Raw genomic sequence first — 15,336 nt, 5'->3', positions numbered from 1 at the left:
GGGCCAGATCCTGCGCACACGGCCTCCGGGCACCCGGTGGGGGGAGGGCCGGGGGAAGGGCGTGCGAAGCCACCGGACGACCGCCCTCAGACGGCGCCGGTGCGGGTATCTCGTCCGCCGGGCGGCCGCGCGGGCGCGCTCGGGCGGCGGACGCCTCGGTGGTGTGGGGTGGTCATACGTCGTTCCCGCGGGACGGAGAGGGCGGCCTGGACACGGGGTCAGCCGGTGACGTCGCGCAGGTAGGGGTTGGTGGCGCGCTCGCGCTCGACGGTGGTGGCCGGGCCGTGGCCGGGCAGGATCTGGGTGGTGTCGGGACGGCCCAGCACGGCGCTGGCGAGGCTGCGCAGCATGGCGGCGTGGTCGCCGCCGGGGAAGTCGGTGCGTCCGATGGAACCGGCGAAGACCAGGTCCCCGGCGAACATCACGGGGACGCCGTCCTCGGTGGTCACCGTGTACACGACCGATCCGGGGGTGTGGCCGGGGGTGTGCTCGACCACGAAGTCCAGTCCGGCCAGGGTGAGGGTGTCGCCGCCGCCGACCTCGACCAGGTGCTCGGGCTCGGTGTGGGGGCCCGGGCCCAGCAGGGCGGACAGCTGCGCGGCGAAGCCGGGGTCCACCCCCGCGGCGGGCTCGGTGAGCAGACCTCGGTCCGCGGCGTGCAGGTGGACGGGCACGCCGTGGCGCGCGCACAGGTCGGCGGCCGACCACACGTGGTCGAAGTGGCCGTGGGTGAGCAGCACCGCGACGGGGGACAGCCCGTGCTCGGCCAGGACCTTGTCCACCTGTTCGGTGGCCTCCTGGCCGGGGTCGACGATGACGCAGTCGCCGCCCGGGGCCGGTGCGAGCACGTAGCAGTTCGCGGCGAGGGGCCCGGTGGGAAGTGCGGCGATGAGCACGGCGGATGTCGTCCTGTCCTCGGTCGGGTGCGCGGTCGCGGGGCGGCGGGTCCCGGTCCGGACGCAGCGTCCCCCGGGTGCAGCCTATCGAGGCGGGGCGGGGGCGGCGACTTGGTCGTCGTACCCGGGTACTCGTTTGATCACCATTCGATCACCGCGCGCGGCTGGCCTCTTTGCCAAACCGCGTGGTAATGCCATATTGGTCACCGTCCTTGGTGCACGCCGGGGCCCCGACCTGCGCCAGCGCTGGGCGGGAGGGCGGCCCGGCCCCATACCCGAGGGCGCGCGGACCCGCGTGATCTGCGCAGACGTGAATTCACGGCGCGGCGCCTCCCACCGGATCGCGGGGATATCGTGCTCAGCACGGTGGTTCCCATCGCGAACCGGCGAGGAGTGCGACGCGACGACCCGAACCCGCCCCACGGCCGGGTTCATGACAGCAGGAGGACACGGTGACCACGGACCCTTGGGGCCGCGTAGACGACGAAGGCACGGTCTACGTGCGCACGAGCGAAGGCGAGCGGGTCGTCGGATCGTGGCAGGCGGGGGCGCCGGAGGAGGCTCTGACCTTCTTCCGGCGCAAGTACGACTCCCTGGTCACCGAGGTGGAGCTGCTGGAGAACCGGCTCCGCAACACCGACCTGTCCGCCTCCGCCGCGATGTCGAACATCGACAAGCTGCGCGACGCGGTCCGGGAGGCCAACGCGGTCGGCGACCTTGAGTCGCTGATGGGGCGCCTGGACGCGCTGGCGGGCCGCGCCGAGGAGCGCAAGGTCGAGCAGAAGCAGGCCCAGGAGCAGGCGCGCGGCCAGGCCCGGGAGGTCAAGGAGCGCATCGTCGCCGAGGCCGAGCGGGTCGCGGTGGAGACGACGCACTGGAAGTCCGGCGGCGAGCGGATGCTCCAGCTCATCGAGGAGTGGAAGAAGGCCCCGCGGGCCGACCGGCCCACCGAGCAGGCGCTGTGGAAGCGCATGTCGGCGGCGCGCAACTCCTTCTCCAAGCGGCGCAAGGCCTACTTCGCCAACCTGGACCAGGAGCGCGAGTCGGTGCGCGTGGAGAAGGAGCGCATCGTGGTGGAGGCCGAGGCCCTGTCGGGCTCCACCGACTGGGGTGCCACTGCCCGCGCCTACCGCGACCTCATGCAGCGCTGGAAGCGCAGCGGCCGGGCGGACCGGGCGAGCGAGGACAAGCTGTGGACGCGATTCAAGGCCGCGCAGGACACCTTCTTCGACGCGCGCAACGCGACCTTCGCCGAGCGCGACGCCGAACTGCGGGTCAACGCCGAGGCCAAGGAGCGGATCCTGGCCGAGGCCCAGGCGGAGATCCCGAAGATCTCCGACCCGCGCCGGGCGCGTGCGCGGCTGCGCGACTTCCAGGACGCCTGGGAGGAGGCCGGTGAGCTGCCGCGCGACGTGCGCGACCAGTTGGAGGGCGCCTTCCGCCAGATCGAGGACGGCGTGCGCCGGGCCGAGGACGCCGAGTGGGAGCGCAGCAACCCCGAGGCGCGGGCCCGCGCCAGGGACACGGCCGCGCAGCTGGCGGCGGCGATCGCCGACCTGGAGGCCAAGCTCGGCAAGGCCAGGGACAGGGGCGACGAGCGCCGGGTCAGGGAGTACGAGGACGCGCTGGAGGCCCGCCGCTCGTGGCTGGCCGAGGCGGAGAAGGCCCTCGACGAGCTGAGCTGAACCCGCCGGACGGGCCGCGCCCGGGGCGCGGCCCGTCCGTTCGCGCGGCCCCGGGTCAGCCGCGCGGCCCGGCGACCGGTTCGGGCTCCTCCGCGGGCGCGTGCGCGGTCTCGGCGGGCACGGGCTCCGACCCGGACCGGGGACCGGCCTCGGGCCGTGCCCCGGTGTCGGGCACGCGTGCGGCCCCGTGCTCCCCTCCCTGGCCGCCCGCACCCGCGTCCGGTCCGGGCGCCTGGGCACCGCGCGCGGTCTCGGGGACGGGGTCGGGCGCCGCCCTGTGGACGATCAGCGTCTCCAGCACGATCCGCGGCCGGTCGGCGGTCCCCTCCGCCGCCGCGGCGGGTCCGGCCCCGGCGGGCTCCCGGGCCGCGCCCACGGTAGCCTTCTCCGATCCGCCGGCGTTCGCGCGGACGGGTGCCGTCCGCGCCTCGGGCTCCCCCTCCCGAGGGTCCCGGGTGCTGCGGTGGCGCGCCAGGCCGCCGACGCACAGCGCCACCGAGGCCGCGAAGGCGAGTCCCGTGACCACCCACACCGGCGGCACCGCCCCGTGGACGCGGTGCACGGCCGCGTCACAGGAGACCAGCACCGCTCCCGGCTCCGGGCGCGCGCAGACCGTGGCGACCGGGTGCTCTCCCCCGCCGCGGACCCCGGTGACCTCCCCGGTGAACCGCATGCTCGCGCGCTCCCCGGGCTCCAGGGACCGCGACCAGGTCACCCGCCCCTCCCCCGGCTCGGCTCCGGACGTCCCCGAGACGTAGCGCACGGTCGGGGGGAGGAACTGCACGACCTCGGCCCCGGCCACCGCCTCGTCACCGTCGTTGCGCACCTCGACCGTGTAGTGGATCCGGTCGCCCGGGCCCAGCCGCTGCGCTTCGGAGCGGGACTCCAGGGCCACGTGCAGGCTGTCCGCGCCGGGCACGACCTCCCCTCCGCCGCCTCCCGACCCGTCGGGTGCGTGGTGGGCGCCGGGCAGGGCGAGCAGGGCCGCCAGCCCCACCGCAGACACCGCCGTTGCTACGGCCATGGTCTCCTCCGCGTACGAGCACAGAAATGACATTACGTCTATACGGAATAACACGGAGTAGTCACTTCGATCGTGCGCCATGCGGAGGAACCCGGAACACGCGAAAGGGCGCGCACGGCCGGTGACGGCCGTGCGCGCCCCCAGCGCCGGGACCGGTGCCGCGGGTGCGGGTCAGGCGCCCACGAAGGAGCGCAGCGCGGCGGCGCGCTCGGTGCTCTCCCACGTGAACTCGGGCAGCTCACGGCCGAAGTGGCCGTAGGCGGCGGTGCGGGAGTAGATCGGGCGCAGCAGGTCCAGGTCGCGCACGATGGCTGCCGGACGCAGGTCGAAGACCTCCTTGACGGCCTTCTCGATCAGCTCCGGGGCGACCTTCTCGGTGCCGAAGGTCTCGATGAACACGCCGACCGGGTGCGCCTTGCCGATGGCGTAGGCCACCTGGACCTCGGCGCGCTCGGCGAGCTCGGCCGCGACGATGTTCTTGGCGACCCAGCGGGTGGCGTAGGCGGCCGAGCGGTCCACCTTCGACGGGTCCTTGCCGGAGAAGGCGCCGCCGCCGTGGCGGGCGTAGCCGCCGTAGGTGTCCACGATGATCTTGCGGCCCGTGAGGCCCGCGTCGCCCATGGGGCCGCCGATCTCGAACCGGCCGGTCGGGTTGACCAGGAGCCGGTAGTCGTCGGACTCCAGGCCGTAGGCGGCCACGACCGGCTCGATCACGTGCTCGCGGATGTCGGGGGCGAGCATCTCGTCGAGGTTGATGTCGGCCGAGTGCTGGCTGGAGACCACGACGGTGTCCAGGCGGACCGGGGTCTGGCCGTCGTACTCGACCGTGACCTGGGTCTTGCCGTCCGGGCGCAGGTAGGGCACCGTGCCGTTGCGGCGGACCCCGGCCAGGCGCTCGGAGAGGGAGTGCGCCAGCTTGATCGGCAGCGGCATGAGCTCGGGGGTCTCGCGGTTGGCGTAGCCGAACATCAGGCCCTGGTCGCCCGCGCCCTGCCGGTTGAGGGCGTCGTCCTCGTTGCCGACGCGCGCCTCGTAGGCGGTGTCGACGCCCTGGGCGATGTCGGGGGACTGCGCGTCGATGGAGACGTTGACCCCGCAGGAGTCACCGTCGAACCCCTTGGCGGAGGAGTCGTAGCCGATCTCGAGGATCTTTCCGCGCACGATGGCGGGGATGTCGACGTAGGTCTGGGTGGTGACCTCGCCCGCGATGTGGACCTGACCGGTGGTGATCAGCGTCTCGACCGCGACCCGGCTGCGCGGGTCGTGGGTGAGCATCGCGTCGAGGATCGCGTCACTGATCTGGTCGGCCATCTTGTCGGGATGGCCTTCGGTGACCGACTCGGAGGTGAAAAGGCGGCGGGACACGTTGCGTGACTCCTTGCAGCGGCTGCTGGCTGACATGTGCCGGTGCGGCACGGGCGCCCCCCGGCTGCCTGCCGGGGCGGCCAATACCGACCGACGGGGTTGGTTATCGGTCCACTGTAACGGGACTACTGGGGGCGGGCACCCCGCGGACGACCTCCCCGGTCGTCACGGGTGCACGTTGAAGTGTGACGTACTCCGCGGTGGGAATCCAGTCCTGGGAACCCGCGGTTCGGCCGGGCCCCGCCGGGCGGGCTCTTCAGCCCAGGCGCGGCAGGACCAGGTCCCAGACGCGGTCGGCGAGGTCCTCCTTGGGCCCGGTGGGCACGTCCACCGCGCTGCCGTCCGACCCCAGGATGACGGCCTGGTTGTCCTCGGTACCGAACGCGCGCCCGCCGCCGACCTGGTTGACCACGAGCAGGTCGCAGCCCTTGCGCGCCAGTTTGGCGCGGCCGTTGGCGATCACGTCGTCGGTCTCGGCGGCGAAGCCCACGACGGTCTGCGCCAGCCCCTCGGCGTCGCGGGAGGCGACCAGTCCGGCGAGGATGTCGGGGTTCTCGGCCAGCTCGATGGGCGCGGGGGCCGCGCCGGGCCTCTTCTTGATCTTGGAGGCGGCGCTGGCGACCGGACGGAAGTCGGCCACCGCGGCGCTCATCACGATCGCGTCCGCGCCGACGCGTTCGGCCTCCATGGCCTCGGCCAGCTCAACGGCCGAGCCCGCCCGCACGACGCGCACCCCGGCCGGGTCGGGCAGGGAGACGTTGGCGGCGACCAGGGTCACGTCGGCGCCTCGGGCGGCGGCGGTGCGCGCCAGGGCGTACCCCTGCTTACCCGAGGAGTGGTTGCCCAGGAAGCGGACCGGGTCGACGGCCTCGCGGGTGCCTCCGGCGGAGACCACCACGCGACGTCCGGCCAGGTCGGGGGCGGCGGTGCCGCGGCGCAGCACGAGGCGGGCGGCCTCGAACAGCTCGGAGGGCTCGGGCAGCCGCCCGCGTCCGGTGTCGGCGCCGGTCAGGCGGCCCACGGCCGGGTCGAGGACGACGGCGCCGCGCGAGCGCAGGGTGGCCACGTTGGCCTGCGTGGCGGGGTGCTCCCACATCTCGGTGTGCATCGCGGGGGCGAACACCACCGGACAGCGCGCGGTGAGCAGGGTGTTGGTGAGGAGGTCGTCGGCCAAGCCCGCGGCGGCCCGGGCCAGGATGTTGGCGGTGGCCGGGGCCACGAACACCAGGTCGGCCTCCTGGCCGATGCGCACGTGCGGGACCTCGTGGACCCCGTCCCACACGCCGGTGGCGACGGGCTGGCCGGACAGGGCGGCCCAGGTGGGCTCACCGACGAAGCGCAGGGCCTCGGCGGTGGGCACGACCCGGACCCGGTGGCCGGACTCGGTCAGGCGGCGCAGCAGTTCGCAGACCTTGTAGGCGGCGATGCCGCCGCCTACGCCGAGGACCACGCGGGGAACGTTTGTGTCACTCACAGAAAGGAGTTCTACCAGCCCCCGGCCGCCCCGCGCGCGCCAGGGGCGCGGCGGGCGGTCCCGAGCCCCGTGCGGGCTCGCGGGCACGCGGGGAAGGCGGGTCAGGAACCCTCGTAGGGCTCCGCGGTGAGCAGGCCGGACCTGACCTCGCGCAGCGCGATGGACAGCGACTTCTCCTGGACCTGGGTCTCCACCAGCGGGCCGACGTACTCCAGCAGGCCCTCGCCCAGCTGGGCGTAGTAGGCGTTGATCTGGCGGGCCCGCTTGGAGGCCATGGTGACCAGGCTGTACTTGCTGTCCACCAGCTCCAGCAGATCGTCGATCGGCGGGTTGGTGATGCCTTCGGCGACGGGCTCGGTACCAGCCACTTCATTACCCCCAGGAATGGTCCGCGGCTCGTCGCGGAGCCGCGGTGGACGGACGTTGGGGCGCCGTCGGGACGGTTCCCGGCGCGGCGCGGACGGCGCGGACCCTGCGGGCCCGGCCGCTATCACACCTTGGGCGCGGTGATCAACGCTAGCAGCTCGTCGCCCACTTCCTGCACGGACGTGTTGACGAGGGTGGTGTCGAACTCCTTCTCGGCGGCCAGCTCGACCCTGGCCACGTCAAGGCGGCGCTGGATCACCTCGTCGGACTCGGTGCCGCGTCCGGTGAGGCGGCGCACCAGCTCCTCCCAGGAGGGAGGGGCGAGGAAGACGTGCAGGGCGTCGGGCATGGACTCGCGCACCTGGCGGGCGCCCTGGAGCTCGATCTCCAGCAGGACGGGCACTCCGGCGCGCAGGCGCTCCTCGACGGGACGGCGCGGGGTGCCGTAGCGGTTGCCCGCGAACTGGGCCCACTCCAGGAGCTGGTCCTCGGCGACGAGGCGGTCGAACTCCTCGTCGGTGACGAAGTGGTACTGGACGCCGTCCTGTTCGCCCGGGCGGGGGCGGCGCGTGGTGACCGAGACCGAGAGCCACACGTCGGGGTTCTCACGGCGCAGGTGGGCCACCACCGTGCTCTTGCCCACACCCGAGGGTCCGGACAGCACGGTCAGCCGCTTCTGCGCCGGGCGGGACTGGGATCCGGGATCGGGCATGTGTGTTCGAGGCTTCCCTTCGGGCCCGCCCGCCACGGGCGGGGCCGTGGCCCTCGCGTCGCGCTCCGGCGGGCCGAAGCCGGTCCGGGCGCCGTCACCGTGCGGGCGGTCTGGTGTGCGGGGTGTCCGCGTACGGTCGCGGGAAGCTTCCTTTATACCACCGGGCAGCGGCACGGCCGACGGTCGTGACCCACCGCGCCCGGGGTAAGCCCAGGGCCGCGACACGGCCGACGGTCGCGACCCACCACGAAACCCACCGCGCCCGGGGTAAGCCCAGGGCCGCGACACGGCCGACGGTCGCGACCCACCACGAAACCCACCGCGCCCGGGGTAAACGCAGGGCCGCGGCGCGGCGGACGGTCGTGACCTGGGGCCATTCGTCCGCCGGCCGCGGCCCGGCCTGGCTCACCGGGGGTCGGCCGCTGTCGCGGCGTGGTGTGCGCCGCGACTGTGGGGGACGCGGCGGACCGGTGCACTGCGTTCAGGTGCTGCTCGGTACTGCTGGGTGTTGCGGGTACTGCCTGGTGCTACTTGGTGAGGTCGCCGAACTCGGCCTCGAGGGCGGCGCGCTGGTTGGTTCCCAGACCGCGGACACGGCGCGACTCGGCGATGTTGAGCCGCTCCATGATCTGCTTGGCCCGGACCTTGCCGACGCCGGGAAGGGATTCGAGCAGAGCCGAAACCTTCATCTTGCCGATGACGTCGTCCTTGAGGCCGTTGGAAAGGACCTCGGACAGCGAGATGCCGCCGTTCTTCAGCTTGTTCTTGACCTCCGCGCGCTCTTTTCTGGCCTTGGCGGCCTTGGCCAGAGCCGCGGTGCGCTGTTCGGGTGTCAGGGGAGGAAGGGCCACGCCGGGTCACCTCGGTTTTCTACTCGTTTGTAGAGGGCGGACGCCTGCGCAAGTTAGTAGGTCTGACCCCTGTTAGGCAACGCAAAGTGCCCTTTCAGCGGCTATTTCGTCGAACTAACTACTGAGAGTTGTTATTCGACTGCACTGCGAGACGAAAACCAGGACTTTGGTCCCGATTGAAGGCAGTGCGAAGGGTGCCACCAGCGCAGGTCACACAGGGGTGACGCGGGTCACTCTCGGCAGTGCTCGGCGAGTTTAGGACACGCCAAATTAGTGACCGACAGCGACACATAATCGGCCCTATCGAACCCCTGTGCACCGGTTCGTCTCCCCGATCCGTCGATCCCCTGCCCCAACACCTCCGGACACCGTCGAAGGGCGCCCGCGCGGCGCCCCGACCTTCGCTCCCTAGACGCGCACGCCCGCCCTGCGCACGGCCGCCGCGAGGGAGGCCGCCGCCGCCCCCGGGTCCGGCGCGCGGGTGATGGGGCGGCCGATGACCAACAGGTCCGCGCCCGCCGCCACGGCCTCCTCCGGGGTCGCCACGCGCGACTGGTCGCCCCTGTCCGCCCCCGCCGGGCGCACGCCCGGCGTGATGAGGGTGACGTCCGGCCCGACCTCGGAGCGGAGCAGGGCCACCTCCTGGGGCGAGCAGACCAGCGCGCGGGCTCCGGCGCCCACCGCCAGGACGGCCAGGCGCCGCACCGCGTCGCGGGCCGGACCGAGCAGCCCCACCTGCTCCAGGTCGCCCTCGTCCATGGAGGTGAGCACCGTCACGGCGGCGATCCTGGTCTCCGGCGCGGCCTCCACTGCGGCCCGGACCATGTCCGCCCCTCCCCCGGCGTGGACCGTCAGGATCGAGGGACGCAGGCCGGCGACGCTGCGCGCGGCGCCGGCGACCGTCGCCGGGATGTCGTGCAGCTTCAGGTCGAGGAAGACCCCCACCCGGCTGGCTCCGCGCACCGCGCTGACCACGTCGGGCCCGTAGCGCAGGTACAGCTCCAGGCCCACCTTGACCGTGCTCACGTGCGGCGCGACCGCGGAGGCCCAGGTGGCCGCGGTCTCCAGGTCCCTGGCGTCGAGCGCCACGGCGATGGGCGCGGAGGGCGCGGTGGTCTCGGTCATGTCGGTATCTCCCATCGTGTGCCGCCGACCGGGGTCGGCGCGTGCAAGGCACGGACGTACTTGCGGACGTGCTTACCGCGGCACCTGAGAATGCACGTTCGCTGTCATGTGCACACCATCAAGTGTGCGATTCCCCGGATGGGCCGCTTCATGCGCCCCATCCGTGTCACTTCCCCGTAACGGCCTCCCAGACGGCCGCAGACGGGACGTAGCGGTCAGGACAGTGGTAGAGACCAATTGCGCGTGTTTGGTCGCACAGCGCCATCTGAACGCCGTTCAGGCCGGTCAGGGCCCTTGTGCGTCGCGTGCCCGACCTGTCACGCCCCCACACCCGTCCGGTGCGCGGCGCCCACCAGGTCGGCGGCCCGCCTCAGCCCGCGGGCCTCCAGCAGCTCGGTGAACTCGCGGAGCACCCGGGCGCACGCCGAGGGGTCGGAGAAGTTGACCGTGCCGACCGCCACCGCGGAGGCCCCGGCCGCCATGAACTCCATCACGTCGGCGCCCGTGCGGACCCCGCCCATCCCGATGACGGGCACGTCCGGGAGCGCCTCGTGCACCCGGTAGACGCACCCCACCGCCAGCGGGCGGATCGCTGGCCCCGACAGTCCGCCCATCCCCCCGGCCACCGCCGGGCGCAGCGTGCGGGTGTCAACGGCCATCCCGCGCACGGTGTTGACCATGGACAGCCCGTCCGCGCGCGCCTCCACGCACGCGGCGGCCAGCTCCACCACGTCGGGGACGTCGGCGGCGAGCTTGGCCAGCACAGGCAGCCCCGAACGGGTGTGGGAGCGCACCGTGCGCACCACCGCCGCGGCCTGGGCGGTGTCGTCCACGTAACGGCGCCCGGCGGGGTCGGACGGGTCCGGGCTGGAGAGGTTGACCTCGATCGCGCTCACCCCGTCGGCGGCGGAGACGCGCCGGGCGAGTTCGCCGAACTCGGCCATGCCGGTGCCGGCCACGGAGACGATCGCCCGTCCGCCGCGGGAGAGCAGCCAGGGCAGGTCCCGTTGGAGGAACACGTCCACGCCCGGGCCCTGCATCCCCGTCGTGCTGAGCATCCCGCTGGGCGTCTCGGCCATGCGCGGGGACGGGCGCCCGGCGTGGGGCTCCAGCATCACCGACTTGGTGGTGACGGCGCCGATCGAGGCGATGTCGAAGAACTGGGCCAGCTCGCGGCCCGATCCTGCGCACCCGGCGGCGGTGACCACGGGGTTGGGCAGCTCCCAGCCGCCCAGCCGGGTCCTGAGGTCTGCGTTCAACTCTCTCACCCACTGTCTGGTGGTGGTCGGTCCCGGGGGCGGGGCCGGGCCCGTCAGGCGATGTCGCGGGCCGTCTCCGCGGCGCGGGCGGCGCTGGAGCCCTTCCAACCGGGGGCGCCCAGGGCGTCGAAGGGGATCGTGCCCACGTCGTCGAAGCGCACCTGCTCGCCCCGGAAGACCGGGCCGTCCACGCAGGAGCGGACCATGCGGGTGATCCCGTCCTCGCCCACCACCGGGATGACGCAGGTCATGCAGATCCCGGTGCCGCAGGCCATGGTCTCCTCCACCGCCACCTGGACGGGGATGCCGTGGCCGGCCGCCACGGAGGTGACCGCGCGCAGCATAGGCATGGGGCCGCAGGCGTAGACGGCGTCGGACCGGCACTCCTCGATCACCCTGCCCAGGACGTCGGTGACGCGGCCGCGGGTGCCGAAGGAGCCGTCGTCGGTGGTGAAGGCGGCCGTCTCGGCGATGCGGCGGGCGGTGATGGCGCTGAACACCCGGTCGGCGGAGGCGGCGCCCAGCACGAAGTCCACCCGGCAGCCGCGCCTGCGCAGCGACTGGGCCAGCGGGAACAGCGGGGCGCTGCCCGAGCCCCCGCCCACCAGCACGCAGTTGACCGGCTCACGGGGCAGCGGGAAGGGGCGACCCAGGGGGCCGACCACGTCCAGCAGGTCGCGCGAGCGTCGTTCGGAGAGCCAGGCGGTGCCGGTACCGCGCACCGAGAACAGGAACTCGACGGTGCCGCCGTAGTCGGGTTTGACGTCGTGGATCGCGAAGGGGCGGCGCAGCAGGGTGCTGGAGTGGTCGCCGCCGACGGCCACCGACACGAACTGCCCGGAGCGGAACCGCTCGGCTATGCCCGGGGCGACCACGGTGATGGCGTAGTAGGCGTCCACCCTGCGTACGTTCAGCACGGGGCACCTGGTCTGCACCGGTCCGTTGTCGCTCATCAGGTCGTGGCGCCCGAGCCCGGTGTCGCGGACACCGGGGCGTCGGCGCCGCCCTCCCCCCTCTGGGATTCCTGCGTCGTCCTGTGCGCCAACCGTATAGGCGGGGGCGCCGTGGACACACCGTCCACGGCGCCCCCGACCGCAGCTCCGCCACCGCCCCCGGACCGACGCGGAGCGGAGGCCCGAAGCCGAACGGCCTAAGGTCTGTTTTTCGAACCGGTCTCGGCTTGTGGGGGTCGGTTCGGGCGCCCACGGGGTCCTGGAGGCGCCGAACACGGACCGAAGCGGAGCGGAGGTCCGAAAAACACCGCCTAGGCCCGGCTGGCGGTGAGGGTGCTCGCGTGCTCCTGGAGGGAGCGCACCCCGAGGTCTCCGCGCACCCGCGCCTCGATGGCCTGGACCGCGGCGGCCAGGCCCTGCACGGTGGTCACGCTGGGCACGCCGCGCACCACGGCCGCGGTGCGGATCTCGTAGCCGTCCAGGCGCGGTCCGGCCTGTCCCGCGCTGCCGAAGGGCGTGTTGACGATGAGGTCCACGCCCCCCGAGTGGATGAGCTGCACGATGGTGGGCTCGCCCGCCGGGCCGCTGCCCTCGCTGTGCTTGCGCACCACGGTGGCGTGCACGCCGTTGCGGCGCAGGACCACGGCGGTGCCCTCGGTGGCCAGGATCTCGAAGCCGAGGTCGGCCAGGCGCTTGACCGGGAAGATCATCGAGCGCTTGTCGCGGTTGGCCACCGAGACGAACACCCGGCCCCGCTCGGGCAGGGAGTCGTTGAGGGCCAGCTGCGACTTGGCGTAGGCGGAGCCGAAGTCGGTGTCCAGGCCCATGACCTCGCCGGTGGAGCGCATCTCGGGGCCGAGGATGGTGTCGACCCCCTCGCCCTCCTTGTCGATGAAGCGGTTGAAGGGCAGCACCGCCTCCTTCACCGACACCGGGGCGTCCGCGGGCAGGTCGCCGCCGTCGCCGTGTGCGGGCAGCATGCCCTCCTCGCGCAGTTCGGCGATGGTGGCCCCGGCCATGACGCGGGCGGCGGCCTTGGCCAGCGGCACCGCGGTGGCCTTGGACACGAACGGCACGGTGCGCGAGGCGCGCGGGTTGGCCTCCAGGACGTTGAGCACGCCGGAGGCGAGCGCGTACTGGACGTTGATCAGCCCGCGCACGCCAGTGCCGCGGGCGATGGCCTCGGTCGAGTAGCGGATGCGCTCGATGTCCTCGCGGCCCAGGGTGATGGAGGGCAGGGTGCACGCCGAGTCGCCGGAGTGGATACCGGCCTCCTCGATGTGCTCCATGACCCCGCCCAGGTACAGGTCGCGGCCGTCGTAGAGGGCGTCGACGTCGATCTCGATGGCGTCGTCGAGGAAGCGGTCGATGAGCACCGGGTGCTCGGGGCTGACCTCGGCGTTGCGCTCGATGTAGTCGGCGAGCATCGTCTCGCTGTAGACGATCTCCATGCCTCGTCCGCCCAGCACGTAGGAGGGGCGGACCATGACGGGGTAGCCGATCTCGTCAGCGGCGGCCTTGGCCTCGGCGAAGGAGTGGGCGGTGCCGTACTTGGGCGCGGGCAGCCCTGCGTCGGCCAGGACCTTGCCGAACGCGCCGCGGTCCTCGGCCAGGTCGATGGCCTCGGGGCTGGTGCCGATGATGGGCACCCCGGCGTCCTTGAGGCGGCGGGCCAGGCCGAGCGGGGTCTGGCCGCCCAGCTGGACGATGACCCCGACGACCGGTCCGGCGGCCTGCTCGGCGCGCACGACCTCCAGCACGTCCTCCAGCGTGAGCGGCTCGAAGTAGAGCCGGTCGCTGGTGTCGTAGTCGGTGGAGACCGTCTCGGGGTTGCAGTTGACCATCACGGTCTCGTACCCGGCGTCGGAGAGGGCGAAGGAGGCGTGGACGCAGGAGTAGTCGAACTCCACGCCCTGGCCGATCCGGTTGGGACCCGAGCCCAGGATGACGACCTTGGGCCGGTCGCCCGTGGGGACCTCGGTCTCCTCGTCGTAGCTGGAGTACAGATAGGGCGTGCGGGCCTCGAACTCGGCGGCGCAGGTGTCCACGGTCAGGTAGACGGGGTGGACTCCCAGGGCGTGGCGCAGCTCGCGGACCACGTCCTCGCTGCGGCCGGTGATCTGGCCGATCTGGAGGTCGGAGAAGCCCAGCCCCTTGACCTGGCGCAGCAGGTCGGCGTCGAGCTTGGGGGCGTCGGCCAGGACGCGGGCCGCCTCCTCCAGGCGCAGCATCTGGTCCACGAACCAGGGGTCGATGCGGGTGGCCTCGTGGACCTCCTCGACGGTGGCCCCGGCGCGCAGGGCCTGCTGGACCTGGCGCAGGCGGTGTTCGGTGGGGGTGGCCGCCAGGCGCAGCAGCTCGTCCTTGTCGCCGGGCTCGCCCTCCCAGGTCAGGCCGACGCCCTTCTTCTCCAGGGAGCGCATGGCCTTCTGGAGGGCCTCGGGGAAGGAGCGGCCGATGGCCATGGCCTCGCCCACCGACTTCATTGTGGTGGTCAGGCCGGGGTCGGCGCCGGGGAACTTCTCGAAGGCGAAGCGGGGCACCTTGACGACCACGTAGTCGAGCGTGGGCTCGAAGCTGGCCGGGGTCTCCCGGGTGATGTCGTTGGGGATCTCGTCCAGGGTGTAGCCGACGGCGAGCTTGGCGGCGATCTTGGCGATCGGGAAGCCGGTGGCCTTGGAGGCCAGCGCCGAGGAGCGCGACACGCGCGGGTTCATCTCGATGACGATGACCCGGCCGGTGGTGGGGTGGACGGCGAACTGGATGTTGCAGCCGCCGGTGTCCACGCCGACCTCGCGGATGACGGCGATGCCGATGTCGCGCAGCTTCTGGTACTCGCGGTCGGTGAGGGTCATGGCGGGGGCGACGGTGATGGAGTCGCCGGTGTGCACGCCCATGGGGTCGAGGTTCTCGATGGAGCACACGACCACGACGTTGTCGTTGGTGTCGCGCATCAGCTCCAGCTCGTACTCCTTCCAGCCGAGGATGGACTCCTCCAGGAGCACCTCGGTGGTCGGGGAGAGCGCCAGGCCCTGCCCGGCGATGCGGCGCAGCTCGGCCGCGTCGTGGGCGAAGCCCGAGCCCGCGCCGCCCATGGTGAAGGAGGGGCGCACGACGACGGGGTAGGAGAGCTCCTCGGCCGCGGCCAGGCACTCCTCCAGGGTGTGGCAGATGCGCGAGCGGGCGGACTCGCCGCCGATGCGCTCGACGATGCCCTTGAAGCTCTCGCGGTCCTCGCCGGACTGGATGGCCTCGATGTTGGCGCCGATGAGCTCGACGCCGTACTTGGCGAGGACGCCCGCCTCGTCCAGGGCGACGGCGGCGTTGAGGGCGGTCTGCCCGCCCAGGGTGGGCAGGAGCGCGTCGGGGCGCTCCTTGGCGATGATCTTCTCGATCATCTCGGTGGTGATCGGCTCGACGTAGGTGGCGTCGGCGATCTCCGGGTCGGTCATGATCGTGGCCGGGTTGGAGTTGACCAGGATGACCCGCAGGCCCTCGGCCCGCAGAACCCGGCAGGCCTGGGTGCCCGAGTAGTCGAACTCGGCCGCCTGCCCGATCACGATCGGGCCGGAGCCGATCACGAGGACGGATGAAAGGTCACTACGGCGCGGCATGCTCTGCTTCCT

The 15,336-nt window shown here is 72.8% G+C and carries 12 protein-coding genes; 1 reads left to right on the top strand and 11 read right to left on the bottom strand.

Annotated features, from left to right (window positions below; all coding sequences use genetic code 11):
• Positions 1-218: 218 nt before the first annotated feature.
• Positions 219-896: an MBL fold metallo-hydrolase gene (locus KGD83_RS10160; RefSeq protein ID WP_212643547.1), complete on the bottom strand. Its 678-nt coding sequence runs from the start codon at positions 894-896 to the stop codon at positions 219-221.
• Positions 897-1,348: 452 nt separating this feature from the next.
• Here KGD83_RS10160 and KGD83_RS10155 point away from each other — a divergent pair, with 452 nt between their 5' ends.
• Positions 1,349-2,581, top strand: coding sequence for a DUF349 domain-containing protein (locus KGD83_RS10155; protein WP_212643546.1), 1,233 nt, complete (start codon positions 1,349-1,351; stop codon positions 2,579-2,581).
• A gap of 55 nt (positions 2,582-2,636) precedes the next feature.
• On the opposite strand, the gene KGD83_RS10150 is transcribed toward KGD83_RS10155, so the two are convergent.
• From KGD83_RS10150 to carB, 10 genes are all read right to left on the bottom strand, one after another.
• Positions 2,637-3,605, bottom strand: coding sequence for a DUF11 domain-containing protein (locus tag KGD83_RS10150; RefSeq protein ID WP_212643545.1), 969 nt, complete (start codon positions 3,603-3,605; stop codon positions 2,637-2,639).
• A gap of 171 nt (positions 3,606-3,776) precedes the next feature.
• The gene (metK, locus tag KGD83_RS10145) at positions 3,777-4,970 is read right to left on the bottom strand and encodes a methionine adenosyltransferase (protein ID WP_013154110.1); all 1,194 of its coding nucleotides are present in this window, start codon (positions 4,968-4,970) and stop codon (positions 3,777-3,779) included.
• 256 nt (positions 4,971-5,226) lie between these two features.
• On the bottom strand, positions 5,227-6,420 hold the full coding sequence (coaBC, locus tag KGD83_RS10140; protein ID WP_212643544.1) for a bifunctional phosphopantothenoylcysteine decarboxylase/phosphopantothenate--cysteine ligase CoaBC: 1,194 nt from the start codon (positions 6,418-6,420) through the stop codon (positions 5,227-5,229).
• A gap of 125 nt (positions 6,421-6,545) precedes the next feature.
• Positions 6,546-6,812 carry a DNA-directed RNA polymerase subunit omega gene (gene rpoZ, locus KGD83_RS10135; protein ID WP_013154112.1) on the bottom strand — a complete coding sequence of 89 codons (267 nt, stop codon included), beginning with the start codon at positions 6,810-6,812 and terminating at the stop codon, positions 6,546-6,548.
• Between the two features lie 122 nt (positions 6,813-6,934).
• On the bottom strand, positions 6,935-7,522 hold the full coding sequence (gene gmk, locus KGD83_RS10130; RefSeq protein WP_013154113.1) for a guanylate kinase: 588 nt from the start codon (positions 7,520-7,522) through the stop codon (positions 6,935-6,937).
• A 527-nt stretch (positions 7,523-8,049) separates the two neighbouring features.
• Positions 8,050-8,373 carry an integration host factor, actinobacterial type gene (gene mihF / locus KGD83_RS10125; RefSeq protein ID WP_017565056.1) on the bottom strand — a complete coding sequence of 108 codons (324 nt, stop codon included), beginning with the start codon at positions 8,371-8,373 and terminating at the stop codon, positions 8,050-8,052.
• Between the two features lie 408 nt (positions 8,374-8,781).
• Entirely contained in the window at positions 8,782-9,498 is a 717-nt protein-coding gene (gene pyrF / locus KGD83_RS10120) for an orotidine-5'-phosphate decarboxylase (RefSeq protein WP_212643543.1), read from the bottom strand.
• A gap of 317 nt (positions 9,499-9,815) precedes the next feature.
• Positions 9,816-10,757: a dihydroorotate dehydrogenase gene (locus KGD83_RS10115; RefSeq protein WP_212643542.1), complete on the bottom strand. Its 942-nt coding sequence runs from the start codon at positions 10,755-10,757 to the stop codon at positions 9,816-9,818.
• Positions 10,758-10,810: 53 nt separating this feature from the next.
• Entirely contained in the window at positions 10,811-11,710 is a 900-nt protein-coding gene (locus KGD83_RS10110) for a dihydroorotate dehydrogenase electron transfer subunit (RefSeq protein WP_212643541.1), read from the bottom strand.
• A 311-nt stretch (positions 11,711-12,021) separates the two neighbouring features.
• The gene (gene carB / locus KGD83_RS10105) at positions 12,022-15,324 is read right to left on the bottom strand and encodes a carbamoyl-phosphate synthase large subunit (RefSeq protein ID WP_212643540.1); all 3,303 of its coding nucleotides are present in this window, start codon (positions 15,322-15,324) and stop codon (positions 12,022-12,024) included.
• Between the last annotated feature and the right edge of the window lie 12 nt (positions 15,325-15,336).

Origin of the sequence: Nocardiopsis akebiae (assembly GCF_018316795.1) — a bacterium.
In the GTDB taxonomy this organism is placed as follows: Bacteria; Actinomycetota; Actinomycetes; order Streptosporangiales; family Streptosporangiaceae; genus Nocardiopsis; species Nocardiopsis dassonvillei.
Note: the sequence above shows the minus strand (reverse complement) of the source record. Positions and strands in the feature narration are given on the sequence as shown.

Excerpts from the sequence above, each read along its gene's own strand:
- carB (WP_212643540.1), bottom strand. The coding sequence starts at position 15,324 with ATGCCGCGCCGTAGTGACCTTTCATCCGTCCTCGTGATCGGCTCCGGC.
- gmk (WP_013154113.1), bottom strand. The coding sequence starts at position 7,522 with ATGCCCGATCCCGGATCCCAGTCCCGCCCGGCGCAGAAGCGGCTGACC.
- KGD83_RS10150 (WP_212643545.1), bottom strand. The coding sequence starts at position 3,605 with ATGGCCGTAGCAACGGCGGTGTCTGCGGTGGGGCTGGCGGCCCTGCTC.
- pyrF (WP_212643543.1), bottom strand. The coding sequence starts at position 9,498 with ATGACCGAGACCACCGCGCCCTCCGCGCCCATCGCCGTGGCGCTCGAC.
- KGD83_RS10110 (WP_212643541.1), bottom strand. The coding sequence starts at position 11,710 with ATGAGCGACAACGGACCGGTGCAGACCAGGTGCCCCGTGCTGAACGTA.